The 25,601-nt window shown below is 71.7% G+C and carries 19 protein-coding genes and 1 tRNA gene; 4 read left to right on the top strand and 16 right to left on the bottom strand.

What is annotated here, in order from left to right:
• Nucleotides 1-43: 43 nt before the first annotated feature.
• From BC793_RS17060 to BC793_RS17020, 9 genes are all read right to left on the bottom strand, one after another.
• The gene (locus tag BC793_RS17060; RefSeq protein WP_249037381.1) at nt 44-1,459 is read right to left on the bottom strand and encodes an endo-1,4-beta-xylanase; all 1,416 of its coding nucleotides are present in this window, start codon (nt 1,457-1,459) and stop codon (nt 44-46) included.
• Nucleotides 1,460-1,494: 35 nt separating this feature from the next.
• Nucleotides 1,495-3,825 (bottom strand): beta-L-arabinofuranosidase domain-containing protein, encoded by a 2,331-nt coding sequence (locus tag BC793_RS17055; protein ID WP_109593970.1) that lies wholly within the window; start codon nt 3,823-3,825, stop codon nt 1,495-1,497.
• Nucleotides 3,826-4,706: 881 nt separating this feature from the next.
• Nucleotides 4,707-5,936, bottom strand: coding sequence for a vWA domain-containing protein (locus tag BC793_RS17050; protein WP_239170094.1), 1,230 nt, complete (start codon nt 5,934-5,936; stop codon nt 4,707-4,709).
• Nucleotides 5,937-6,354: 418 nt separating this feature from the next.
• A complete protein-coding gene (locus BC793_RS17045; RefSeq protein ID WP_109593536.1) occupies nt 6,355-7,533 on the bottom strand; it encodes an AAA family ATPase in 1,179 nt (392 codons plus the stop codon).
• Between the two features lie 362 nt (nt 7,534-7,895).
• Entirely contained in the window at nt 7,896-9,734 is a 1,839-nt protein-coding gene (locus tag BC793_RS17040) for an ankyrin repeat domain-containing protein (protein WP_146246317.1), read from the bottom strand.
• Nucleotides 9,735-9,777: 43 nt separating this feature from the next.
• Nucleotides 9,778-11,352 (bottom strand): ankyrin repeat domain-containing protein, encoded by a 1,575-nt coding sequence (locus BC793_RS17035; RefSeq protein ID WP_109593534.1) that lies wholly within the window; start codon nt 11,350-11,352, stop codon nt 9,778-9,780.
• Nucleotides 11,349-12,443, bottom strand: coding sequence for a leucine-rich repeat domain-containing protein (locus BC793_RS17030; protein WP_109593533.1), 1,095 nt, complete (start codon nt 12,441-12,443; stop codon nt 11,349-11,351). The genes BC793_RS17035 and BC793_RS17030 overlap by 4 nt, the downstream gene beginning before the upstream one ends.
• Nucleotides 12,444-12,478: 35 nt before the next feature.
• A tRNA-OTHER gene (locus BC793_RS17025) sits at nt 12,479-12,551 on the bottom strand.
• 37 nt (nt 12,552-12,588) lie between these two features.
• Nucleotides 12,589-13,230 (bottom strand): TetR/AcrR family transcriptional regulator C-terminal domain-containing protein, encoded by a 642-nt coding sequence (locus BC793_RS17020; RefSeq protein WP_239170095.1) that lies wholly within the window; start codon nt 13,228-13,230, stop codon nt 12,589-12,591.
• 43 nt (nt 13,231-13,273) lie between these two features.
• On the opposite strand from BC793_RS17020, the gene BC793_RS17015 reads away from it, so the two are divergent.
• Nucleotides 13,274-13,948, top strand: coding sequence for a DUF4386 domain-containing protein (locus BC793_RS17015; protein ID WP_109593531.1), 675 nt, complete (start codon nt 13,274-13,276; stop codon nt 13,946-13,948).
• On the opposite strand, the gene BC793_RS17010 is transcribed toward BC793_RS17015, so the two are convergent.
• The 3 genes from BC793_RS17010 to BC793_RS17000 all read right to left on the bottom strand — a co-directional run bounded on the left by BC793_RS17010 (nt 13,926) and on the right by BC793_RS17000 (nt 16,540).
• Entirely contained in the window at nt 13,926-14,255 is a 330-nt protein-coding gene (locus BC793_RS17010; protein WP_109593530.1) for a hydrogenase maturation nickel metallochaperone HypA, read from the bottom strand. The genes BC793_RS17015 and BC793_RS17010 overlap by 23 nt on opposite strands.
• A gap of 141 nt (nt 14,256-14,396) precedes the next feature.
• Nucleotides 14,397-14,927, bottom strand: coding sequence for a hypothetical protein (locus BC793_RS17005; RefSeq protein WP_109593529.1), 531 nt, complete (start codon nt 14,925-14,927; stop codon nt 14,397-14,399).
• Nucleotides 14,928-15,022: 95 nt separating this feature from the next.
• Entirely contained in the window at nt 15,023-16,540 is a 1,518-nt protein-coding gene (locus BC793_RS17000) for a glycoside hydrolase family 5 protein (protein WP_239170096.1), read from the bottom strand.
• Nucleotides 16,541-16,931: 391 nt separating this feature from the next.
• Between BC793_RS17000 and BC793_RS16995 the strand changes: the two genes are divergently transcribed.
• The 3 genes from BC793_RS16995 to BC793_RS16985 are packed head-to-tail and all read left to right on the top strand — an operon-like array spanning nt 16,932 to nt 20,427.
• Nucleotides 16,932-18,410, top strand: coding sequence for an APC family permease (locus BC793_RS16995; RefSeq protein WP_146246316.1), 1,479 nt, complete (start codon nt 16,932-16,934; stop codon nt 18,408-18,410).
• A complete protein-coding gene (locus BC793_RS16990) occupies nt 18,407-19,267 on the top strand; it encodes a hypothetical protein (RefSeq protein ID WP_109593526.1) in 861 nt (286 codons plus the stop codon). Before BC793_RS16995 ends, BC793_RS16990 begins: the two co-directional genes overlap by 4 nt.
• A complete protein-coding gene (locus tag BC793_RS16985; protein WP_109593525.1) occupies nt 19,264-20,427 on the top strand; it encodes a pyridoxal-dependent decarboxylase in 1,164 nt (387 codons plus the stop codon). Before BC793_RS16990 ends, BC793_RS16985 begins: the two co-directional genes overlap by 4 nt.
• Nucleotides 20,428-20,437: 10 nt before the next feature.
• On the opposite strand, the gene BC793_RS16980 is transcribed toward BC793_RS16985, so the two are convergent.
• Genes BC793_RS16980 through BC793_RS16965 form a run of 4 tightly spaced genes read right to left on the bottom strand, consistent with a single transcriptional unit; the run spans nt 20,438 to nt 25,204 of the window.
• Nucleotides 20,438-21,592 carry a barstar family protein gene (locus BC793_RS16980; RefSeq protein WP_239170097.1) on the bottom strand — a complete coding sequence of 385 codons (1,155 nt, stop codon included), beginning with the start codon at nt 21,590-21,592 and terminating at the stop codon, nt 20,438-20,440.
• Nucleotides 21,592-23,211 carry an acyl-CoA dehydrogenase family protein gene (locus BC793_RS16975; protein ID WP_109593524.1) on the bottom strand — a complete coding sequence of 540 codons (1,620 nt, stop codon included), beginning with the start codon at nt 23,209-23,211 and terminating at the stop codon, nt 21,592-21,594. Before BC793_RS16975 ends, BC793_RS16980 begins: the two co-directional genes overlap by 1 nt.
• A complete protein-coding gene (locus BC793_RS16970) occupies nt 23,208-24,572 on the bottom strand; it encodes a patatin-like phospholipase family protein (RefSeq protein ID WP_109593523.1) in 1,365 nt (454 codons plus the stop codon). The genes BC793_RS16975 and BC793_RS16970 overlap by 4 nt, the downstream gene beginning before the upstream one ends.
• Complete coding sequence (locus BC793_RS16965) at nt 24,569-25,204, bottom strand: TetR/AcrR family transcriptional regulator (RefSeq protein WP_109593522.1); 636 nt, start codon at nt 25,202-25,204, stop codon at nt 24,569-24,571. The genes BC793_RS16970 and BC793_RS16965 overlap by 4 nt, the downstream gene beginning before the upstream one ends.
• Nucleotides 25,205-25,601 lie beyond the last annotated feature (397 nt).

Below are 25,601 nucleotides of genomic sequence, written 5' to 3'. Positions count from 1 at the left end.
TGTCTGGTGGAAGGACGGCGTGGGCTGACGGGCACGGCGGGGGTCAGGGGCTGGTGCAGCCGAGGTTGCCGGGCGCGGTGCCGCCGCTTCCGTTGGCCACGAACCCGAAGCTGGTCGAGGCGTTCGCGCCGAGAGAGCCGTTGTGGGCGGCGTTGCGGAAGGTGACCGTGCCGCTGGTACCGGTGTTGACGGCGTTCCAGACGTTGACCAGGGTCTGCCCGCCGGGCAGCGTCAGGGTCACGGTCCAGCCGTTGCGGGTGCCCGATCCGGTGTTGGTGACGATCACCTCACCTTGGAAACCGCCGCCCCAGCTGTTGGTCATGCGGTACGTCGCCGTGCACGGGCCGGACGGCTCGCTGGCCGGCGGCGTGCTCGACGAGGGGCCGGGAGAACTCGGCGTGGTGCCGGGCACCGTCGTCGAGGCGGCGTTGAGAGCGTTGAGCACCGAGGTGTACGCGGCCTTGGGGTTGCTGTTGCGGTCGAACAGCAGCGGATTCTCGTTACCACGCCAGGAGTCGCTGTCCCGGATGCCCCAGGTCGTGATGCCGATGCACCGGGGGACGTTCATGCAGGCCTGCGTGAGTCCCTGATACTGGCTCGCCGAGGCGTTGGTGACGTCCGCCTCGGTCAGCGCCACGTCGACGCCGAGCGCCGCGAAGCTGGACAGCGTGGTCTGGAAGTTGCCCGGCAGCGAGCTGCCCCCGGTGAAGTGCGTCTGCAGGCCCACACAGTCGATCGGCACGCCCCGGGCCTTGAAGTCCCGGATCATGTTGTAGACGCCCTGCGTCTTGGCGTACGTCCAATTCTCGATGTTGTAGTCGTTGTAACAGAGCTTGACCGACGGGTCGGCGTTGCGCGCGGTGCGGAACGCCACCTCGATCCAGTCGTTGCCGGTGGACTGCAGATTGGACGACCGGCGGCTGCCGTTCTCGGCGAAGGCCTCGTTGACCACGTCCCAGGCGGCGAGCTTGCCCCGGTAGTGGGTCATCACGCCGTTGATGTGATCGATCATCGCGGTGCGCAGGGCGCCGCCGCTGAGGGTCGCCCAGAATCGCGGCTGCTGTGCGTGCCAGGCCAGCGTGTGCCCGCGAACCCGCATGCCGCGCTGGACCGCCCAGTTGTAGATCGCGTCACCGGCCCGGAAGTCGAACTGGCCCCGGTTGGGCTGTGTCGCGTCGGGTTTCATCTCGTTGACGGCGGTCATCATGTCGAACTCGCGGTTCGCGATCGCCAGGAAACCGGTGTCGCTGAGCCGGTCGCGGCCCATGGCGGCGCCGAAATACCGGCCGCTGCGCTCGGCCGCCGCCTTCAGCGTGGTTCCCGGCGGCCCACTGGGCTCGGCCCGCGCCAGGGTGGTCACCGCCAGCGACGCGATCACGGTCGCCACGGTCAGCACACCGGCGAGCAGCCGGCCGCGACCGGGGGTGCGGCGCCGCACGCGTACGGAGATCTCGTTCACCTGTTCGCTCCCTTCCATCCGGAGGTGGTCGGCGCTCAGCCGACCTGGACCAGTCGCCAGTTGTTGTCGGCGCCGCCGTTGTCGGATTCCTGGACGACCTGGGTACCCCAGGTGCTCGAGGCGTTGAGGACGGCCAGGACCTTGCCGCTGTTGACGTTGCGGATGCGGTACGAGCCGTCGCTGTTGGCCACCAGCGTCCAGCGGTGGTCGGCGGTGCCGGTGTCGCCCCATTGCAGGACGCGGGCGTTGTCGGCGGTCGACATGTTCTCGACGCCGAGCACCTTGCCGCTGTTGACGTTGCGGAACCGGACCGCGGAGCCGTCGGTGATCCTGACCCAGCGGTGGTCGGCGGTGCCGGTGTCACCCCAGACCACGGCCAGGCCGCCGTCGGCGGTGGACATGTTCTGCACGCCGAGGACCAGACCGGTGCCCACGTTGACCAGCTTGTAGGTGGGCCCGTCGCCGCCGCCGGTACTGTTGGCGTTCCAGTAGACGACGTAGTTGAAGCCCTGGGCGTCGTGGAAGGGGCCGAGGTTCACCGTCGTGCCGTTGGCGGTCGCGGCGAACGCGAGGCTGCCGGTGCCGGTCCGGGTGATCGACGAGACGGTCAGCGACGGCGCCGTGGACAGCGCCGTGTTGCCGTAGTTTCCGCACAGCACCGCGGGACCGTAGGTGACGGCCTGGAGGTTGGCGTTGTCGTTGGCCGCGCTCATGATCACGCGCATCGGCAGGCGCAGCGTCACGGTGTCGCCGGCCGCCCAGGTCCGGGTGACGGTCGCGTAGCTGCCCGGTGTCGCGGTGACGTTCTGCACGGTGCCGTTGACACTGATCACCGGGCTCGCGGTCCAGGACGGGATGCGCAGCCGGATGCTCCACGAGCCGCTCATCGAGCCGGACAGCGTCAGCGTGGTGGTGTCACTGACCGGGTAGGTCGTGGCCTGGGTGAGCGTGATGCCGCGCTGGGTCCAGTTCAGCACCGACGGCACGTACAGGTTCACCGTTAGCGTGGTGCCGTTGTGGAAGTAGATCGAGTCCATCAGCTTGGTGTTGGTCTCGATGCCGGTGCCCTGACAGCACCAGAAACTGTTGTAGTCGGTGGACCAGGTACCGCCGCCCCACGCGGGTCCCACGCCCCTGCGCCCGCCCGGCCGCAGCGGGGTGAAGTAGGTGATGTGGCCGTGACTGTCGGCCGGGTTCTGCGCGCCGATCAGATGGTTGAGCAGCGCCCGCTCGTAGTAGTCGAAGTAGTCGGTCCGGTTCGGATCCAGCAGCCACAACTCGCGGGTCAACTTCAACATGTTGTACGTGTTGCAGTGCTCGCAGGTGTCGTTGGTGAGATACCCGGCGATCGCGTTCGGCGGCCGGAAGTGCTCGGCCTGACTGTTGCCGCCGATGACGTACGTGTGGGCGCCGGTGATCATGTTCCAGGAGTTGCCGGCGATGTCGCGATAGCGGGTGGTGCCGGTGGCCTTGTACTCCCGCGCGGCGCCGACCAGCTTCGGAATGGTCGTGTTGGCGTGTTTGCCGTTGAGTTGATCCTGGTTGGCGGCCAGCGGGTCGAAGATCGCCGCGTGGTCGAAACGCTTGGCCGTGTCGAGCCAGCGGGTGTCGCCGGTCTGCTGGTACAGATCGGTGAGCACCTCGTTCATCCCGCCGAACTCGGTCCTCAGGACGGTCTGCATCTGGTTGTAGCTCAGCCGGGCGGTACGCCAGTCGACCCAGCCGGCGAATCGGAGCAGGACATCGCGGGCCTGGGTGTTGCCGGTGTAACGCCAGACGTCGAGCAGCCCGGCCAGCGTCTTGTGGATGCAGTAGTACGACACCGCGACCGGCGTGCCGGCCTCGACCGCGTTGAGATCGGACTCCGGGAACCCCGACAGGTAACCGGCGTTGAATCCGGCGGCCGCGTTGTTGGCCTGGCACTTGGCCAGCTCGGCGACCATGAGGGCGGCCTTGTCCCGGCACGTGGTGTCGCCCAGCACCGCGTACGCCTGCGCCCAGGCGGTCAGGAAGTGACCCTGCATGTGACTGCGGAACGGGAAGTTCGGTGCGTCCCACCCGCCGTTGGCGGCGGCGCCGTTGGTGGACAGCCGGTGGTTGGCGCGGAACACGTACAACAGGCGATTGACGTCGACGAATCGCAGATAGTTCAGGGTGCGGCTCTGGTTGTCCATGAACCGGCCGGCCGTGAGCCGGACCTGGCCCAGCTCGAACGGATACGCCGAAACGCCGATGTCGGACCGGACGGGTGGGACGACCGCCGCGGCGGCCGGCCCGGTCCCGAGGACACCGGCACCACCGGCGGCGGAAGCCGCACCGAGACCGGCGGCTTGCAGCAGGCGACGGCGGCTCAGGGATGAGGACATGGGGAACTCCAGCGCAGGGGGGATGACGTCGGCGTCCGATCGGCTCGTCACCGGTTCGGACACGTCGGCGACGTGGTCGGGCCGGTTGGAGATCGATCCGCTCGACGTGGGGGCGGCGTCAGCGCAGTGGGGATCGCGGGACGGGCCGGCGGGGCCGTCCTGCCTGCGTATGACGTATGACCTTTGCTCGGCCGACGTTAAGGCGGCGTTTCCACCATGTCAAGCGAAGGCGGTCGATCAATGAATGCGGAATGTGAACAAGATGATGTCCGAAAATCTGTCACGCCGGCGCGTTCGGAATAGTCGCGTTGACAATGGGCAATGCACGCTTCCATGCTGGCCGTGTCGACCACAGGACAGGACGGCGCCTGTAGCCCGTGGACCCCTCCGGCGCCCCGTCACCACGGACAGCCGACACGCCGGCGACCTCAACCCCGACGGCGCCGTCACCCACGCCGACCCCAGCCTCGACGCTCACGGCACCCCGCGATCATGCGAACCTGTGGCGGCGGCAACCCCGGCGACGGCACCCGCACCCGCCCCGCACCGGCCGCACGAGGCCCCGTCCGGCGCACCGTTGGGTCACCCCCGGCTGGACCCCACCGCTGCCTCAAGGCCGCCGAGACAACGGTGACAGCCAGCCGCATCCTCCCGGCTGGACCCCACCGCTGCCTCAAGGCCACCGAGACAACGGTGACAACCAGCCGAACCCTCCCAGCTGGACCCCACCGCTGCCTCAAGGCCACCGAGACAACGGTGACAACCAGCCGAACCCTGCCGGCTGGACCCCACCGCTGTCTCAAGGCCGTTGAGAGGACGGTGAGGACCAGCCGAGCTGGATCGGCGGCCGTCGGCATGTGCCGGAAAGGGGGCGAGCCGCCCTAATGCTGGCCGGCGGACACCTGGTCGAGGGGGATGGTGACGGTCTCTATCCAGGACGGTGGGGGGTCGGCGCCTTCGCCGACCACGCCTGCGATCACGCGAACGTTGCCGGGACGGGACTCCGGCCACGGGGTGTAACCGTCGGTCAGGACGATGATGATGTGCGGGCGCTCCTGCGTACGCATCGCCTGCTCGATGCCGACCCGCATGTCGGTGCCGCCGCCACCCTCCAGGACCACGTCACCGACCGTGTTCGCACGGCGCACGGCGTGGACGTCGGCGTCACAGGACAGGACGGTGACCCGATTACGGCCGATGCCAACGGTACGCAGCACGCCCGCGACCTCACCGAGAACAGCGCGCAACTCGCCGTCACCCATCGAACCGGACGTGTCGACGACGACGGCCACCCTCGGCATCGGGCGGCGCAGGCTCGGAAAGACCACACGGGGTACGGCCGACCCGCGCCGTGACGGACGCTGATAGGTGTAGTCGACCGCCCCGGAAGCCCAGGACGCGGCCTCCCGGACAGCACCGGTGAGAGCCCGTCGCCAGTCGACGGTGGGTTCCAGGATCTCGTCGGCCCAGCGGCGCCAACCGGCCGGGATCCGTCCCCGGGCCTTGGCGTGGGCACGCATCTCGTTGGCGGTCTGGCGCCGGATCGCCGCCGCCTCGACCGGGCTGACCCGGGCCGCGTCGGACACCTCCCACGGCATCCGGTGGCCGTGCGCCCCCGAACCGCACTCCGGCTGGTGCCGGGACGGTGGGATACCCGGCAGGTACTGCTCGAACATCCGCCCGTCCGGCAGATCGAACATGCTCGGGCGCAACGCGTTCGACGGCAGTGCCGAGATGTCGTCGTTGATCTCGCAGTCCTGCGCGATGTTGATCCGATGGTGATCGTGGCGCAGCTCCGGCGCCAGCAGGCCGGCCCGGCCGTGATGGTCGCGCAGCAGGTGAGCGACCTCGTGCACCCAGACCGCGGCCAGCTCGAACACCGGTGTGGCATCGACGAACGCCGGATTCACGTAGCAGCGCCAGTGCCGGTCAACGCCCATGCTCGGCACTCCGTAACTGGGCACCACGGTCAGGCTGTAGAGGGCGGACGCCAGGTAGGGCTGGGAGCCGGCCGCTTTCAGACGCGCGGCCAGCAGTTTCGTCCGGTCCAGAACCCGGCCGGCGTCGGCCGGCCGCTCGGCCCGGGCCTCAGCCGGTACTCCAGGCTCCACCCGGGACGAAGCCCGTTCAAGCGACGGCGAATCCAGCTCCACCGGGGCAGAATCCTGCGGAGACGGCACCACCGGTACAGAAGCCCGCCGAGACGGCACGACCGGCACCCTCGGCGAAGAGGCTCGTTGGGACGGCACGACCGGCTCCACCGGTAAAGAAGCCGGCCGAGACGGCACCACCGGCCCCACTTGGGAAGAAGCCCGCTGAAGCGGCGGCACGGGCCCCACCTGGGACGCACCTCGAGCTGTCGCCGGCTCCGGCGGGCTGCCCGGGGAGGCCACCGCGGCCGGGCCACCCGGGCCGTCCGGGGCGGCGGAAGACAGCGGGACGGTCGGCCCGTCAGGGGAATCACGTCGAGGCGGTACCGGGTGTGGCCGGGCCCCCGGGCCGGAGTCGGCCGGGATGGGTGGGGGCGGGTCAGGAGCCACCGGTCAGCAATCCGGAAGCGGTGAGCACCTCGAGGAACGCGTCGATCGACGCCGGGACCGGCCAGGACGGGTCGCGCATGCGGGCCAGGTCGAAGGCTGCCCGGGCGGCCACGTCGGGAACACCGGCGTCGACGGCCTTGGCCAGGACCGTCCAGCCGGCTTCCCAGCGTTCGCGCGTCACCCGCGCTTCGATGGCGGCGATCACCGCGGTGAGGAACGCCAGCTGACGGTCGCCGCGATCGGGAAGGGCGAAGGCCGCCGGGTTGGCGAGGACGCGCTCGGGATCGGGCAGGTCGACCTCGTCGAGGTAGGTGGTGAGTTCCAGGCCGGCGCCGTCGCCGACGGCGCCGATGACGGCGGTGGCCAGTGCCTCCCGGCTGGTGCCGGCGCAGAAGTGGAAGACGAGCAGGCGCAACGCCATGTCCCAGGTGCGCGGGGACGGCCAGGCTCCCCCGCGGGCCTCGGCGTCGGTGGGCAGGTGGTGGGTGAGGCCGGGCCGGGCGGTGAGGAAGCCGGCGATCACGCCACGGGCCCGGGCGAGCGCGCCGGCGGCCCGGTCCGGGTCGACGGTCGGCACGTCGATACGCGGCCACACCCCGGCCAGGCCGCGGGCGACGACGCGCGGGTCGTGGATCCAGTGCAGGTGGACGAAACGGTTGGCCAGGGGTGGGCTCAGGTGCCAACCGTCGGCGGCGGAGGACGGCGGGTTGGCGGCGGCGACGATCCGGACCTCGTCGGGGAGGGTGAGGCTACCGACCCGGCGCTCCAGGACGACGCGGAGCAGGGCGGCCTGCACGGCGGGCGGTGCGGACGACAGCTCGTCGAAGAAGAGCAGGCCACGGCCGTGTCGGGCGAGCCGGACCGCCCAGTCGGGTGGGGCCATCGGGACGCCCTGGACGGCCGGGTCGTCGCCGACGATGGGCAGGCCGGCGAAGTCGGACGGCTCGTGCACGCTGGCGATCACCGTCTCCAACGGCAGGCCGAGACCGTCGGCGAGCTGTGCCAGGGTCGCCGATTTGCCGATGCCCGGTTCGCCCCAGAGCAGCACCGGCAGGTTGGCGGCTACGCACAGCGACAGGGCGGCGGCCCGGTGGTCGGTGACCGGCTCGGTCCGGGTGACCCGGATCCGGCGCAGCAGAACGTCGGCGGCCTCAAGCCCGGCGGTCATGCACACTCCCTGGGTCGATTCCGGCGGTCATGTGCTCTCCCCTGAAATGAGCCCGGCAGTCACGCACGTCTCCTGAAATGAACGCGGCCGGTCACACGGCCCCTGGAACAAGCGCAGCGGTCCTGCGGACTCCCGGGATTGAGCCCCGCAGGCATGCGGACTCCCAGGAATCAGCCCGCCAGGCATGCGGACTCCCAGGAAGGAGCCCGGCGATCCTGCAGACTCCCAGGAACGAGCCCGGCGGTCATGCACTCTCTCTGGAAAGAACATCGACAAGATCCCCGGAGGTAGGCGGTGGCCGGGAGCATACGCGAGCCCACCGACATTTCCGGCCACGATTTCGCGCCGGGCGGTGGACCGGCTCAGGCTGAGCGTTTCCGCAGGTGAGCCACGGCGGCCTCGAAGTCGGGGTCGAGGTCTTCGTGGTAGTTGAGGATCTCGTCGCAGTGGTCGATCACCGACATGTCGTCCTGGTTGGGCAGGTGTGGGTCGGCGCCGGCTTCGGTCAGGGCGATGATCAGGCCGGCCGGCCACTGGTGGACCACGGCGAGGTAGAGCGGTGTGCTGCCCTCCTTGTCGCGGGCGTTGATGTCGAGGCCCTCGGCGAGCAGGCGCGGTAGCAGACGGGAATGGTCGAAGGAGCGGATCCGGTGCATCAGCGTCCGTCCCCGGCTGTCACGCAGGTGCGGGTCCATGCCGGCGTCGAGGAGTTCGAGCACGGTCCGGGTACCGCCGTGGATCATGAGCTGCCACAGGTCCTCGCGGTGTGCGCGGAGCCGACGGGGTAGGCGGCCGGGTGCGCCGTGCCACGCCTGCTCGGCGGCGAAGCATCCGCTGACGGTGCCGCCGAAGGCGCTGAGCGCACGTTCGCGCTGCCGCTCGGTGTCGGTGTGCGTTACCAGGTCGAGCCGCCCGAGCCGGACTCCGATCTCGTGCCATTCGCCGCGGCACCGGACCCGGACGGCCCCGACAACGACCACCGGCACCGGTTCGGCGACGAGATCCGAAGCGCCGGCCGAGACCGAACCGGCGGCCACGGAACCCCAGACCCCCGACGGCACCGAACCACCAACCACGGAATCCCCGACCACCGCGGACGCCGGACCAGCCACGGAAGCCGGAACGACCGCCGACGCCAGACCGGCCGCGGAATCCCGAACCACCGCCGACGCCGGGCCAGCCACGGAAGCCCGATCCACCGCCGATGCCAGACCGGTCACGGGAGCCGGAACGACCGCCGACCCGGGAACGCCGGGGAACAACGCGGCACGGACGATCGGATGCACCTCAGCCGGGGTGATCCGGCCGGCCCGGATCAGGTCGAGGTCGACCTGATAGCGGACCAGGTCCGGCAGGAGGCGGGGTAGGCCCCGCGTAGCCGAGTAGCGATGGCCGCCGGCGGTCTGCGGCGTGACCCGCACGGTGTCGCCGTCCACGTCGCATCGCAGGTACGCGGGATAGCCGAGCCAGAGCATCCAGGTGTTCATGCCGAACTGCCGGGCGAACCGCCGTACGTGATCGGCCAGCCGTGTCGGGTCGACGGACCGCATGGTCGTCTCGTCCGGATAGCCGGGCCAGGGCACCCCGGGTTCGTCACCGATGACGAACCCGGCTTCGGCGAACGCTGCGGAGAGGGTGGGCGCGAGGCGCACCCGCTCGGCCCGCGACGCCGGGTCGTTCCCGCGCCCGAGCGCCTCAGCCGGCAGCGGGACACCGTCGGCGGTGAACCCGGGCGCCCGCTCGGCGGAGCCACCGATCGCGGTCCGCAGCTCATCGGCGTGGCGGGCGTCCCACAGGTGGGCGGGCAGCAGTGACACCTCTGCCGGGTTCAGCTCTCCCCAGCGGGCGGTGCCGAGGCTGAGCCGCTGGGAACCGAACATCGACGAGAGCGCGTCCAGGACGGGCACCTCGGTTTCCGGGTCGATCACCGCGCCGGCCGGGACGAGTACGTAGCGCTGGTCGACGGCGAGCGTGGTGTACCCGCCGAGGGCCCGCGGCAGGTGCCAGCGCAGCAGGTCGGGCGCGAGGTGGGTGGTCAGTTCCGCGAAGGCGTCGGTCACGTCGATCCGGCCGGCCGTCCAGGCGGCCCGCTGGTCACCGCGCTGCCGGGCCGCGGCACATTCGGTGATCATCCGCTGCGGTACGGCATAGCGGCGGATGCGCTGCCACTCGGCGAGCGCGAGTGGATCGTGACCGCTCACCACAACCCCTTCCGAACCGACCGGAGCATACGCGAACCGTCCGTCACCGCGCCTGTTTGCGCAGCTGCTCCAGCGCCTCCTGGAAGTCGGGGCGCAGGCGGCTGCTATACCTCAGCGTCTTCTTCGCGTAGTCGAGCACCGTCTCACCGTTGCGGTTGCGGATCCGGGGGTCGGCACCGGCGTCGAGCAGGGTGGTGATCACGTCGGCCGGCCCGTGCTGGAGGACGATGCGGTGCAGGGCGGTGTTGCCCTCCTTGTCGGCGGTGTCGATGTCGATGCCGGCGGCGAGCAGGCGGGGCAGCAGCTCCCGGTGGTCGAACGCCGCGATCCGGTGGATGAGGGTGCCGCCGGCGCCGTCGCGCAGCTGCGGGTCGAGACCGGTGTCGAGGAGTTCGAGCAGGGTACGGGTACCGCCGTGGAACAGGTGCTGCCACAGGTCGGCCCGGTAGGCGCGCAGCCGACGTGGTAGCCGGCCGAGCGCGCCGTACCACAGATGCTCGACCGCGAAACAGCCGGTGACCGGTCCGCCGAAGGCGCGCACCGCGCGTTCCCGCAGCCGTTCGTCGACGGTGTGCGCGAGTGGATCGAGCCGCCCGAGCCGTGCCTCGATCTCGTGCCAGACGCCACCGCAGCGGACCCGGACCAGCTCGCCGTCGGTGGGCACGAACGGGGCCGCCGGAGCCCCGGGGAAGAGAACGTCGCGCACGAGCGGGTGCAGGGCGCCCGGTGCGAGCCGGCCCTGCCGGATCAGTTCGAGGTCGGCGCAATACCGGACCAGGTCGATCCGGGTGCTCGCGGTCCGGTCGGATCCGGTGGTCCAGGAGACCCGCATCGCGTCGCCGTCCATGGTCACCTCGCATTGCCGGTAGGAGTTGCCGAGCAGCGTCCAGGCCGGCTCGCCGAGGCGGGCCACCAGCCAGCGGACGTCGTGGGCGAGCCGCAGCGGGTCGAGCGGCTCCAGCGGCCAGCTGTGGTCGGCGGTCGACCACTGCTGGTCCTGCCCGGCGGCCGGCTGGAAGCCGGCCTCGACGAACGCCTGCCGCCGCCGGGGCGCCCGCCACACCCGTTCGGCGCGGGCCGGCAGGTCGTCACCGGCGCCGAGGGCGTCCTCCGGCCGGGGCTCCCCGGCCGGGGTGAGCAGCGGCAGGCGCTGCGGTGAGCCGCCGAGCGCGGTGCGCAGCCCGGCGGCGTGCCGGACATCCCAGAGGTACGCCGGAACCGGCGCCGCCCGGCCGTCGTGCAGCCCGGCCGCTCCCCGCACGGCGCCGAGCCGGAGCCGCTGCCGTCCCTCCGGGGTGTCGGGTGACCGCACGGTGAGCAGCACCGTGTCCGGCCGGACCGGCTCGTCGGGGATCAGCAGGTAGAGGTGCCCGGCGGCGAATCCGGTGGAGCCGTGCAGGGCCCGCGGCAGGTGCCAGCGCAGCAGGTCGGGTGCGAGGTGCGCGAGCGGAGCCTCGGCGGCCAGAGCGGGGTCGATGTCGACGTCGATGCGGGCGGCCGCGCAGGCGGCCCGCCAGTCGCCGCGCCCGCGTGCCGCGGTGCACTCGGCGATCATCCGGGCCGGCACCGCGTACCTGCGGATCTGCCGCCAGTCGGACAGGAACAGGGAACGCCTCACCGGTACACGCTCACGATGGCCGTGATGTCCTCGTGGGGCGCGGCCGCCGATCGCGGGGCGAGTCGCCGCATGCGGCGGGGCACGCCGCCGTTGATGCCCAGGTGCTCGAGGCCGGCCCCGGCCGCGAGCAGCAGCTTGGCGCCACGCCCGCCGATGCCGGTGAACCGCACGTCGAGGCGGCGCAGCGCACTGCCCGGCAGGGCGTCGGCGAGCAGGGCGGCCCCGGTGTCGCCGAGCAGGTTGGGCCGGCCGCCGAGGGCCCGCTCGGAGGGCGGGCGGGACAGGTCGAGAGCGGTCCACTCGTGGAGGTTCGCGGCCAGCGGGGTGACGTCGGTGATGCCGTTGCCGCCCAGGCCGAGGGTCATCGCATACCCCCCGAGGTGGTCGGCGAGGGCCGCGAGGCCGGTGTCGCCCAGGTGGTTGACGGCCAGGTAGAGCTCGCGGACCCCGCCCTCGCGGACGAGCCGGGCGAGGACCGGGACGGCGTCCGGCCGCAGGCCGTTGCCGCCGAGGAAGAGACGCTCCAGCCCGGCCGGGCGGGCGGCGAGGGCGTCGGCGAGCGGTTCCAGGCCGGCGGCGGTGAGGCCGGTGTTGACCAGATCGAGGGTACGCAGAGCACGGTTGCCCGGCAGCGCGGACGCCAGCCGGGCCACTCCCTCGTTCCCGATCGGATTGCGCTTGAGCCAGAGTGCCCGGACGGCGTCGTCGCCGGCCAGCCGGTCGGCGAGCGCCCCGGCGCCGGCCGCGTCGATCCGGTTGCATCCCAGGTAGACGGTGCTGATGCGGTGCCCGGGTGGCAGGGCGCCGGCAACCGCGCGGGCCCCCTCGGTGCCGAGGCCGTTGGTGCCGAGCAGCAGATGAGTGGCGTGTGGTGAGCCGGCCGCGACCTCGACGACCCGGGCTGCCTGGACCGGGCCGAGGCCCTGTTTGCACAGGTCGACGCGGCCGTCGGGGCGCAGCAGGCCCCGCGCGAACTCCTCGGTGGCGGTGACCGGGCCGGGTGTGGCGAGCCGGCCGAGGATGCCGTCGAAGTCGGCCGGGTCGGCCAGCCCACGGTCCGGGTCGGTGATGGCCGGGCACCGCACCTGCATGTCGCCGCCTCCCCCGGGCTCGCGAAGTAGGGCGGCGAGACCGGCCGGATTCGAACCGGCGTCCTCCTGCTCGATGCCAAGGCGCGACGACCTCTGCGCTACGACCTCGCCGCGCCGGAGCTTACGCGAGCCCACCGACATTTCTTCAGCGTGCCCGATCAAGGCCGTCCAGCAGCAGGTCCAGAGTGAACTCGAACTCGACCTGGCTGTCGCACCAGCCGAGATCGGCATCGTGTGCCTCGCTGGTGACCATCGCGACGAGGTGGGGCACCAGGTCGGCGACGGCGCTCATGTCGGTGCCCTCGTCGGCGGACGGGCTGAAGACCTCCTGGACGAAACCGAGCGGCATGCTGCCGAAGGCGTGCAGCGCACGGTGGGCGATCCGGTACGAGAACCCGGCGTCCCGCATCACGGCGATGATCGAGTCGTAATACCGCAGGACGCCGAGCGGCACCGTGGTGCGCGAGTTGAGTACGCCCGGCCCCCATCGGTGCCGCAGCATCACCTCCCGCGCCGCGAGGAACCGCGCCCGCAGGACGGCACGCCACTCCCCCTCGCCGCCGGCCCGGGCGACCGCCGCGAGGACCTCCTCGATCAGCGTCTCGGCGACGCCGTCGAGCAGCGCGTCCTTGCCCCGCAGGTGGTAGTAGAGCGACATCGCCTCGACGCCCAGCTCGGCGCCGAGCCGGCGCATGGTGACCGCGGCGATCCCGTCCCGGTCGGCAATCGTGACCGCGGTGGTGAGCACCCGCTCGCGGTTCAGCGGCTCCCTCTCTGCCTTGCGCACAGGAGCTACCTTACATCGTAAGGTAGCCCAGTCAGGAGCAGACATGCCGCACCAAACCGATAGATCGCACCTAGTCCGGACCGCCCGCATCACCGGATCGCTCTACCTGGGCCTGGCCGTCGCCGGCATGCTCGGGTTCCTGGTCACCCGCCCCCGGCTGTTCGACAGCGGCGATCCCGGTGCCACCCTGAGCAACCTGACCCATCAGCCGGGTCTGGCCGCCGCGCTGGTGGTGTTCGAGCTGCTCATCGTTCTCACCCAGGCGCTGGCCGCGGCCTGGTTCTACCGCCTGTTCCGGCCCGGCGACCCGGTGTCGGCTCTCGGCATCGGTGCGTTCGGCCTGGTCAACGCCGCTGTCATCCTGGTCAGCGCGGCACTGCTGTCAGCCGCGGACACCATCGCCTCGGCGCCGTTCGGCGACGCGGCGAACACCGTCCAGCTGCTGTTCCTGACCAGCGGCGAGCTGTGGACGGCCGGGGCGGTCTTCTTCGGGTTGTGGCTGATCCCGATGGGCACGGCCGTGCTGCGTACCGGCTGGATGCCCCGTGCGCTCGGCTGGGTGCTGATCGTGGGTGGCGTCGGCTACGTGCTCAACGCGTTCGTCCACTTCGCCCCGCTGACGATCGCGGCGTCGATCGGCGAGTTCTGGATGATCGGCTACCTGCTGTTCGTCGGCGTCCGTAAGACCGCCGAGGTCAGGCCGTCTCCATTGCGATGATGTCCAGCTCCCGGCCGGTGGTGACGGTGACGTCGGCGCTGCCGCACGGGCACAGCGGGATCCGGTCCGGTAGCCGCTGCTCGATCCGGCACGTCCGGCAGAACACCACTGCCGGGCGCAGGTCCAGGTCGAGGGCGGCACCGTGCGCGGCCGTCCCGGTGGCGGCCAGCTCGAAACAGAACCGCATGTGGTCCGGCAGCACCGCGGTCAGGGCCCCGATCCGCAGGATGACCCGCCGGACCGGCCGGCCCGCGGCCCGGGTGCAGACCGTGTCGACGATGTTCTCGGCAATCGCCAGCTCGTGCATGGGAACCCTCCCCGGCTGTGTACCCCGGTCAGGTGGCGCGGATTGACAGTCTCCCACGCCTGCGAGAACCCTGTTACCGGCGTCACACCAAAGGGACATCGGTGGGTCGCGGTCGCGATGGGCGCGACCGCGACCCGCTTCTCAATGGGTGTACGGCTCCAGGCACCCGAACTCAGCGGCCGCGCCGCTCACGTCGACCAGGAGGCGCTCCGGGCGTACGTCACCGGTGACACACCCGGCCGTGCCGAACCGGACCTCGAACACCGCGCCCACCGGCACCTCGTCCGACCAGGACGGTTTCCGCATCGCGGTGACGCCGACCCGGTCCGCCGCCAGGCCGAGCCCGAGCAGCGCCCGGCGGGTGGATTCGGGGGCGAAGTCCCCGGCCGCACGCAGCTCGGCCAGAGCCGGCCGGATTCGGCCGGCGAGCCGGTCGCCTTCCTTCCGCTCGGCGGCCGTCAACTCGTGACGCTGTTTCCAGTTGCTGTTGTCGGTGTAGTGGGGCGGGCCGTCACCGGGCGGCCGGGGATCCACCGGCGCTGACGCGGACACCGTCACCGAGGGCTCCGGCGCGGGGAACACGGGCCCGGCGGCCGGCCGGCCGGCACAGCCGGCGAGCATCGACAGAGCCACCAGTCCCGCCGCACCACGCCACCCCAGGGACTCCCGCATTCGTCACAGGCTAGGCGCACCCGTCCAGCCCGGACGGACGACCGCCGGGATGCTCCGGACAGCAGCATCCCGGCGGCTCTTCGCCAGGCCGGTCCCTAGCGGGGGCTGCCGGCGCCGGTGAGGATGCGGCTGCGGATGTAGCGGCCCGCCTCGGTCAGGACGCCGGTGCCGGCGAAGGTGGAGCCCGCGCAGGTGCCCTGCTTGAAGGCCGAGTTGGTCTCGCGGCCGTCGGAGAGGCTCCACATGCCGTACCCGATCCTGTTCGCCTTCAGCAGGTCGAGCCAGGCGTCGGTGCTGGCGAAGTCGTTGCCGCCGTCGCCGGTGAAGGTCTGGGTGCCGAACTCGCTGACGAACAGGGGCAGCTTCTTCGCGGCCCGGGCCACGACGGCCCGCCGGTCGGCGCCGTGCGATGCGGCATAGAAGTGGAACGTGTACATGATGTTCGCGAACTCGACCGGGTCGTTGAGGATCTCGGTCTCGTCGCTGCCGTCGGTGAGGCCGAGCGACGAGAAGCCGCGGGTGCCGACGAGCACCACGCTGTCCGGCGCGTTCTGCCGGATCACCGGGATCACCTGGTTGGCGTAGTTGAGGATGCCGTCCCAGCTGACGCCGTTGGGCTCGTTGGCGATCTCGTAGATCACGTTGTTCTTGGCGCGGTGCGCGGCGGTCACGTCGGCGAAGAACTTCTTGGCCAGGGCGGTGTTCACGTTCGGGTCGCCGGGCGTGAGGGTGTGGAAGTCGACGATCACGTACAGCCCGAGTCTGGTGGCCTCGTTGACCAGCCCGTTGACCTTGGCGGTGAAGCCGGCCGGGTCGGTCTCCAGGCCGCCCTCCTGGACGTACATGCTGAGCCGGATGAAGTCGGCCTTCCAGTCGTTGCGCAGCGCGTTCAGGGAGCCGGGGTTCACGCAGTTCGGGAAGAACTGGAGGCCGTGGCTGCTCATGCCGCGCAGCTGGATCGGCTGGCCGGCCTGGTTGCAGAGGTTCACCCCGCAGACCCGCAGCCGGCCGTTGACGGCGACCGGCGTGCCGGTCGCCGGGGCGGCCGTGGTGGGTGCGGCGGTGGGCGCGGTGGTGGCGGACGGCTTGGTGGGAGCCTTGGTGGGCGCCTTGGTGGGGGCGGCCGGCGGCTTCGTGGTCGCGGCCGGGGCGGCGGTGGCCGGAACCGCGGTCGGCTGCTTCGCGGGCGTGCCGCCCTTCGTGTCGAGCGTGCAGGGTGCCAGGCCGTCGGCGTTCAGGTCGGGGCGTTTCGCGTTGCGGGCGATCGCCGTCTCGATGCGTTCGATGGTGGCGAAGCGCTTGTCCTTCAGCGGGCCCAGGATGGCGTTCTGGACGAAGTTCGGGCCGCCCTGCCCCCGGGTGCTGACGATCCGCTTGTTGGCCTCGTCGATCTGGGTGTTGAGCAGCTCCAGGTTGCGCTGCACGTCGGCGCGCTGCTGAGCGGGCACGGCGACACCGATCCGGACGGCCGGGCAGCTGACCGTGGGGGTGGCCTCACCGGCGGAGGCGACACCCAGTCCGACACCGAGACCGATGACGGTGACACCGGCCACCGCGCCGAGCTGCCACCGGCGCGACCGGAGACGGGACATGTCGAAACGCGATCTGTACATTGGGAGCCTCCCCTGAGCCTGCGGTACGCCCGGCTATACGGGAGCGCTCCCATATCGGATCAACGGCTTGTGCCGTACGCCGAAAGACGCTTTTGCCGGTTTCGATAGCTGCAAGGCGTTTCGGGGTCTTTGGACGGTTACGTCGTCGCTCGATGTCGTGACGTTGCGGGTGTTGGTGATACCCGGTGTGGAAGTGTTGCGTACGGCCCGGTGATGAGGGCCCAAGGCGTACTCGACGAACCCCCGCGGCTCCGCCGATGCCGACGCCGACGCACGGTGGACCCGCGTACAGGTCCCGGTTCGTTCTTCCTGCATTCAACCTCTCGGGAGGCTCCGCCATGCGCGGATCGTTTGGTGCGCAACACCGCTTCGACGCCATGGCGGTGAGCCGGTGAAACCCGCGATGACGGTGCTCGCCCGCTACTCGATGGGCCCGGCGGCGCTGGCCGGAGCGGCGATCGTGGCGTCCTCGCCGCAGACGGTGCTCAACGGCGGCATCCCGGCGACCTACGCGGTGACCGGTGCCGCCGGTGTGCCGCTGTCGTTCCTGGTGATCATGTCGGTGATGGCGATCCTGGCCGTCCCCTACGTGGCGGTCGGCCGGTACGTGCCGCACGGCGCCCCGTTCTACGCACAACTGGCCCGGGGCGGCAGCCCGGTCGGGGGCCTGATCGGGGCCGCGGTGACCCTCATCGGTTACTGCGCGCTCCAGGCCAGCCTGTATCCCCTGCTGGGCGCCACGGTCGCCGACCTGGTCGGAGCCGGCGCCTGGTGGATGTGGGCGCTGGCCGCCTGGCTGATCGTGCTGCTGCTCGGCCAGTACCCCGGTGCGGTCGGGGCGCGGGTGCTCGGGGTGCTGCTGGCCCTGGAGATCGCGGTGGTCCTGCTGTTCATCCTCGCCGGTTTCACCCACCCGGCGCCCGGCTCCGGCACCGCGGCGGGCGCCGGTCTCGCGTTCGCCCCGTCCAGCCTGATCGTCGCGGGCGCGACCTCGACCCTGCTGGTGTACGCGGCCGCCGCGTTCGCCGGCACCGAGACGGCGATGACCTACGCCGAGGAGGCGACCTCGCACCGCGCGATGGCGGTCGGTTCGGCCGTCGCGATCGGCGGCGGAGGACTCCTGTACTGCGTCGCGTCCTGGGCGTACGGCGCGTGGATCGGCTTCGCCGACGTGCGGGCCGGAGCCACCGACGCCGCCCGGCAGCCGCTGGCGCTGCTCGACGAGGTGTACGGCTCCGGGATCGCCGAACTGTCCACCCTCCTGCTGGTCACCAGCATCCTGGCCGCGCAGTCCTCGTTCGGTGCCGCCATCGCCCGCAACGTGTTCGCGCTGGCCCGCGAAGGCGTGCTCCCCGCCGCATGGCAGAAGGTCAGCCCGGGCGCCAAGGGCGGCGCCCCACTGGGCGGGACCGCCGTGCAGGCCGTCACCTCGGCGGTGGTGCTGACCACGATGGCGCTCGCGGGCGCCGATCCGATGGCCACCATCTTCCCGTGGCTGTCGACCATCGGCGCGGTGTGCGTACTCGCGCTGCTGACGGCCACGTCCTGGTCGGCGTTCACCTTCTTCGAGAAGGGGCTCGGCGGCGGTGAGAGCGCGTTCATCCGGCGGGTGTGCCCGGTGGCCGGCGGGACCTTCGGCGTGCTGGCCCTGTTCTTCATGGCCGGCAGCATCGGCACGCTGCTGGGCACCGAACCCGGCTCGTCGCTGCCGTGGCTGGTCGCCGCGGTGATCGGCGCGGGCGCACTGACCGCGACGCTCGCCGGACTCTACCTACGACGGACCCGTCCGCACGTCTATCAGGGCATCGGCCGTGGCATCCCGGACGGGCGCACGGTGCTCGACCCGGCACTGGAGGACATTCAGGTATGACCGCCCTGGCCGAGCCTCAATCCGGGGCTCATCAGCCGCACCACGGGATCCCGCAACCCCGTACCCCCTACCGCTCCCCGGCGGCGGCGATCGGCTGGCAGCCGCCGGCCGAACAGAACCGGGCGCGTGAAGCGGCCGACGCCGAGACTCTCGTCCGGCAGAACCTGGAGTGGGCGTTGTTCGAGCGCGCGCACGCCCTGAGCGCCCGGCACGCGTCGGCCGCGTGGGAACGCCGCTTCCACCGTCCACTCGTCCCGTACGCCCTGGCGGCCCTGTTCCGGCAGCGCGCCGGCGACGGCAACGCCATGGTGGTCACCGCGGCCACCCGGTTGTGGCTGGCCGGGCCGGACCCGTCCGATCCGGTGGACCTGCTGTCCGCGCTCGTCGATCTGGCCCGCGCACGCGATCCGCGGCGGCCGTGGGACGTCCGGACGGCCATCGCCAACCGCCACGACGTGCCGGATCAGGCCGTCTACACCGGCCTGGCGTTCTCCAGCCTCGACACCCGCACCGGCACCTTCGCCCAGGCCTGCGCGGACGCCCGCTCGGAACTCCAGATCCCCGGGACCATCCTCTACCTCGCCGATGATCCGGCGATGCCGGGTGGACAGCGGGCGCTGGTCGCCGACCGGCGCGGCGCCGACGGCCACAACGCCCTGACCATCTCCAGTCACGAGGCGCTCAGCACACCGGTCATCCTCTCCCGGTGGCCGTACACCCGGGTGGCCCTCTCGCTGCTGTACGAGCGTTCCGGGTACGGCCGGGTGCTTCAGGTGATGACCGAACTCGACCGTGAGATCCACGCCGCGGACGAGCAACGGCGGACCTCGGCGGCCGAGCGGCGAGGCGACCGATGACGATGCGGACAGCGGCCCGCGGGCCGGACTTCGGGGACCGCCGCTACGAGCTGGCATTCCCCGGCGCCACCGATCTCACCTACCCGTACCTGGCCGAACTCGTCACCGGCCGGCTGCTCAACAACGTCGGCGACCCCTTTCAGCACGGGCACGGCCACAACCACACCAAGGACGCCGAGGTCCAGGTGGTGCGCTGGCTCGGCGACCTGTTCGATGCCGGTCCGGACGTCTGGGGGTACGTGACCAGCGGCGCCACCGAGGGGACCCTGCACGCCGTCGACGAAGCCGCCACCGCCCATCCCGATGTGACGGTCTACGCCTCGGCCGCCGCCCACTACTCGATCGCCAAGGCCGCCCGCCTGGTCCGTGCACCCCTGGTCCGGGTCGCCACCGACGAGCACGACCGGATGAGCCTGGACGACCTGCGCGAGCGGCTGCTGGCCGACACCGGCCGGGCCGCGATGATCGTCGCCACGGTCGGCACGACCGAACGGGAGGCGGTCGACGACGTCGCCGGTATCGCCGGGCTCTGCGACGACCTGCGGATCACCCGCCGGCGTATCCACGTCGACGCGGCGCTGGCCGGCGTACCCCGGGCGCTGCTGTCCGACGGCGCGAAGCCCGGTTTCGGCTTCGACGCCGGCGCGACCAGCCTGGTCGTCAGCGGGCACAAGTTCCTGTCCACCCTGACACCGTGTGCGGTGATCCTCTATCCGCGCCGTCCGTCGGTACAGGACCAGGAGCAGATCCCCTACATCGGTTCCGCCGACACGACGATCAGCGGTTCGCGTTCCGGGCACACCCCGCTGCTGCTCGCCGCTTCACTGCTCGGGCAGGGCCGCGACGGGCACCGGCGCCGGGCCCAGCGATCCCGCGACCTGGCGGCGTACGCCCACGGCGCGTTACGCCGGATCGGCTGGCCCACCCGGCGGCTGCCGGACGCGTTCACGATCACCCTCGCCCAGCCGGACCTGCTGCCGCGGCCGTGGGTGCTCGGCGGCGACGAGCGCACCGGCCGGATCATCTGCATGCCCGGCGTCGACCGGGCCTGGATCGACGAACTCGTCGCCGACCTGGACGCCCGGCTCCACGGCCGGATCCACATCCCGGTCCCGCGCCACGACAGCCACGGGGCCCGGCCGGAGAGGGCGGCCACCTGAGCCGGCGGCATCAGCGCAGTTCGACCTCGACCCTTCGCCGGGTCAGCAGGTCGAGAAGGTAGTCGAGGGTGACGGCAGCGCGTAACCGCCGGTGGTCGTAGCCGGCGACCAGATGGGATCGGGCCACCGCCGAGTCGTGCCACACGACCCGGAACGGGGTGGTGGCACCGAACCCGCCGCAGCAACAGTCGTCTACGGCGTCAAGGTTCCAGCCGAAGTACCCGCCGGGACCGTTGACCGCCTCGCCGAGCGCCGCGTAGAAACCCTCTACATCGGTGACGAACCGGCCGTCCAAATGGTACGTACCACCAGGCGGCCGATCCGGCCGGCTGGCGCGGTTGGCCAGCGCGACGCCACACCAGTGGTATCGCAACTCCCGGCCGTACCCCGCCCAGAGGTTCTTCTCGGTGGGCCGGCCGGCCTCCCAGTGCCGCAGGATGTCGAGGTAGCCGGTCGGTAGTGGGTCACCGGCACTGCTGTCGACGGTAACGTCGACCAGGCCCTCACCGAACGGCGACGGCTCGACAGCGCTGACGGTCCCGACGACACCGCCGAGAATGACGGGGTGGGTGGTGCCGTCGGCCCCGATCCACTCGACCTCGGAGTGGATCATGCGACGGTGGGTCGCCGTCTTGCTGGCGCGCCCGATCGTTTCGAGTGCGGCGGAGAGCACGGGTTCCGGCCGGCAGCCGAGCAGCCGTACCTCCGGAACCAGCGACGGCCCGGCCGCCCGGAACACCCCGACGACGTCCGCGCATCGCCCGTAAGCCATGTCATCCGGGCCGGTCAGCAGGAACTCGGTGACGTCTCGGGGCCGATGGACCGCGGCCGTGCGGTCGTAGACGTCGACGAACCCGTCGAGGTCGATGTCCACCGCATCCGGAACCGTGCCGCCCGGCCGCCGGCCGCGGACGACGACGTCGCAGAGTTCCTCGCCGTCGATCGGGCCGGCCGCCAGCCAGATGTTGCCGAGCCGGTCGCCGTCGGAGCAGGTCGCGAGCGTTCCCTCAGGCATGCACCCGATCAGGGTGAACGACTCTCGCGGGCGGGGTGGGAGGTCGACGAACAGGCCGTCGATCTCCCTGCACTCGGCGATCGGCACCTCGCCGTCGTCATCATCGCCGCCGCCGCCGACGGTGCCGCGCAGCAGCCACCGATCCGCCATCAGGCGCGGCCCGCGATGGTGGACAGTGCCAGGCGGGGGTCGAGGGCACCGTACTCCAGGCTGCGGTCCGGTCCGAGGCGGCCGGCCACGAAGGCGTCGGCGACGGCGGCCGGGGCCTGGCGGATCAGCACGGCGCCCTGCAGGCCGAGGGCGAGGGCCTCGACGACCCGGCGGGCCGAGCCGGCCGCCGTGGCGGGGTCCGCGGCGACGCCGGCGATCAGCTTGCGGGTGGCGGCGACGTGGTAGTCGTACGCCGCATGCACGCCGAGGGCCGACGACAGCTCCCGGTCGACCGCCTCCACCGACGCGGGCTCGCGGGACATGGCCCGCAGCACGTCGAGCGCGATGACGTTGCCGGAGCCCTCCCACACGGCCATCACCGGCTGTTCCCGGTAGCGGCGGGCGAGTGGGAAACTCTCCGTGTACCCGTTGCCGCCCAGGCATTCCAGCGCCTCGTACGCGTGGTTCGGCCCGCGCTTGCACACCCAGTATTTGCCGACCGCCGTGGCCAGCCGCCGGAAGGCCACCGACTCGTCGTCGTCCTGGTCGTAGGCGGCGGCGAGCCGCAGGGCGGTCCAGGTGGCGGCCTCGGCCTCCAACTGGAGGTCGGCGATCACCGACGTCATGGCCGGCTGGTCGATCAGCACCGCCCCGAACGCGCTGCGGTGCCGCACGTGCCAGGCCGCCTCGGCGACGGACTGGCGCATCCCGGCCGCGCTGCCGAGTACACAGTCGAGCCGGGTCTGCGCGACCATCTCGATGATCGTGCGGACGCCGCGGCCCTCCTCGCCGAGCAGCCATCCGACGGTCGCGTCGAGTTCGATCTCGCTGGACGCGTTGGACCTGTTGCCGAGTTTGTCCTTGAGCCGCTGGATGCGGAAGACGTTGCGGTCGCCGCCGGGCAGCACCCGGGGGACGAGGAAGCAGGACAGCCCGCCGGGGGCTTGCGCGAGGACGAGGAACGCGTCCGACTGTGGCGCCGAGCAGAACCACTTGTGCCCGGTCAGATGCCACGTTCCGTCACGGAGTGGTTCGGCGCGGGTCGAGTTGGCCCGTACATCTGATCCGCCCTGTTTCTCGGTCATGGCCATGCCGAAGATCGCCGACGTCTTCACCGCGGGGTCCTGCAACGCCGGGTCGTAGACCCGCGAATAGACCTTGGGCAGCCACTCGTCGGCGAGCGCGGGGGTGAAGCGCAGCGACGGCACCACCGCGTGGGTCATGCTCACCGGGCAGGCGTGGCCGGGCTCGATCTGCGCGAACAGCATGAAGGTCGCGGCCCGGGCCACGTGGGCGCCCGGTTGCGGCGCCGACCAGCAGCCGGTGTGCGCGCCGTGCTCGATGGCCGCACCGATGACCCGGTGATAACCGGGGTGGAAGTCGATCGCGTCGACCCGATGGCCCCAGCGGTCGTGTACGGCGAGGACGGGCGGGTGGATGTTCGCGAGTTCCGCGTCGCGCTGGAAGTCCGCGCGCCCGACCAGGTCACCGACGCCGGTCAGCGACGGCACCGCCCACGATGCGCCGTAGCGCTGGACCGCCTCGGTCAGCGCCGGGTTGATCAGGTACTCGTTCAGGCCGGTCCGGGGCGGTGCCTGGTTGACGACGTCGTGGGTCACCGCAGCTCCTTCAGGACGGTACGGGCGACGGCGGCCGCAGCGTCCCGGGCGGCACGCAGTGCGGTCTGGTCGCGTTCCAGCCGGCCCGGCAGCGGGTCGTCGATGCGCGGGGCCAGGCACAGGGTGCTCAGCCCGTGTGACCAGCCGTCGCGGACCTGCTGCAACGTCTCCCGGTAGCGGTGCGGCCGGCCCCGGTAGGCGGCGGCCAGCTCCGGGTTGAGCCGGCGCAGGTAGCGTTCGACCACCACGTCGGCGGCACCGTAGACCGGCTGGGTGCCGGGCGGCCGGGTGGCCAGCACGATCGCGTGGGTGGCGCCGCGCGCCGCCGCGGTGAGGACCGGTACCGCCTCGACGATGCCGCCGTCGAGCCAGCGGCGGCCGCGCAGCTCGACCGGGTCACCGGCGAGCAGCGGCAGCAGGCCGGACGCGTGCAGGCAGCCGACCAGGTCGTCCCGGTCGGTGAAGTCGGTGAGTGCCTCGGCCCGGCCGGTCGCCACGTCGGTGGCCACCATGACGAGTCTCTCGGCCTGGGCGGTGCCGGCCAGCGACCCGAAGCCGAACAGTTCATCGACCCGCTGCACCAGCAGAGGCCCGTCGATCACCGGCCGCCCGCGGACGAACCGGCGCATGTCGATGAACTCGGGTGAGGAGAAGATCTCGGCGTACGAGTCGGCCATCGGGCCGGCCGCGCCGACCGCCACCGCGGTGGCGTTGACCGCGCCCGCCGAGGTGCCGACGATCAGGTCCACCGCGTCGAGGAAGCCCTCCTCCTCGATCGCCGCGGCCATCGCGGCGGACACGATGCCGCGCATGCCGCCACCCTCGATGACCAGCGCGACGGTGGCGCCGTCGTCGTTGCTCCCGGTGCGCCGGCGTGCGGTGAGCACCTCCTGGACGGTGGGCCCGCGACGGCCCCGGGTCACCGGCGCCCGGACGACGGCGGATGCGACGGGCGCGATGATCGTGCCCTGCGCCACGGCCACCAGGGTCGTGCTGCCGTCCTCGGCGACCGCGTGCAGCTCGCACCGGCAGGCGGCCCGCCGCCCTTCGGCCTGCAGAACCGTGCCGGTCGCCCGCAAGGTCCGGCCCCGCGCCGGCCCGAGATAGTCGATCGTCAGACCGGACGTGACGACGTCGGGCCCGAGGGCCGCCCCGCCGGCGAACGCGATCGCGGTGTCCGCGGCGTAGGCGACGATGCCGCCGTGCACGGCGCCGTGGTGGTTGCTGATGTCCGGCCGGATGTCGAGTTCGACGACGGCGCTGCCCCGGCCGAAGGCGACGAGACGGGTCCCCAGCATCCGGGTGACGGACTGGTCGGCGAGCACCTGTTGTGCGGTGGCCAAGGTCGGCGACACGGTCATCGGATTCCCCCCGTAGACGACACTCCGAGGGCCCGGAAGCAGAACGACCGGATCCCCTCGATCACGCTCTCCAGCTCACCGGCGGACGGCTCCGGGCTGTCCGGCCGGATCCACCCGACCAGGGCCTCGGACACCGCACCCATCACCGCCGACGACGCGAGCCGGGCGTCCTGCGGCACGAACGCCCCGCTGGCCAGCCCGTCCCGGATGATCTGCTCGCCGATGTCGGTGTAGGAGCTGCGATAGACCAGCCGCTCCGCCTCGACGACCGGGCTGACCGGCTCGAACAGCAGCGCCCAGGCCATCCGCCGGCCGTGCAGCGCCCGCCCGCTGAAGATCCGGATCAGCTCGCCGATCCGCTCCGAGGCCTGCTGCCCGGCGTCCGACACGGCCGCGCGGACCAGGTCGATCTCGTGAGTTGCGGCACTGCGGAACACTTCGGCGAGCAGGCGGTCGCGGCTGTCGAAATACGAGTAGACCGAGCCGACGCTGGCCTGGCACCGGGCGGCGATCGCGGCGACGGTGGCGGCCTTGAAGCCGTCGGCGGCCACCAGCCCTCGGGCCGCACGCAGGAACCCGTCTCGCTTGTCCAGCGCGTTCTGCCTGGTCAACGCGGTCGGCCGGTATGGCATCCGGAGACCCCCAAACTCTGAATCCGGATTCAACTGAAGGAAAGGAGTGAAGCACGATTCAAATCAACATCGCAACCGGGGTACGAGCCACACCCCATCGACCGCAGCCACCCCGCCCCCGGGCCACCCCGCGAGCAGAGTGCCACGTCCCGGCCGCGGCGCGACCGCCGGGCCGAGGCGATCCGATTGACCCCACCCCGAACCGGGCATGGATCACCCACTTGACATCTCCCCGCCCTGAAGGGACGGGGATTCCACTGGGTCGCCCCAGAGTCGTTCCTGCTTCATCGCCGATCGCCCGCCCGGGAGGTGGTTCCCCGTTGAGGTCTTGCATCAGCTCCACAGGCCGTCACCGCCAGCCCGGCGGCCAGAATGTTGCGGGCCGCGTTCACGTCCC

Source organism: Actinoplanes xinjiangensis (assembly GCF_003148685.1).
GTDB classification, from domain to species: Bacteria; Actinomycetota; Actinomycetes; order Mycobacteriales; family Micromonosporaceae; genus Actinoplanes; species Actinoplanes xinjiangensis.
Note: the sequence above shows the minus strand (reverse complement) of the source record. Positions and strands in the feature narration are given on the sequence as shown.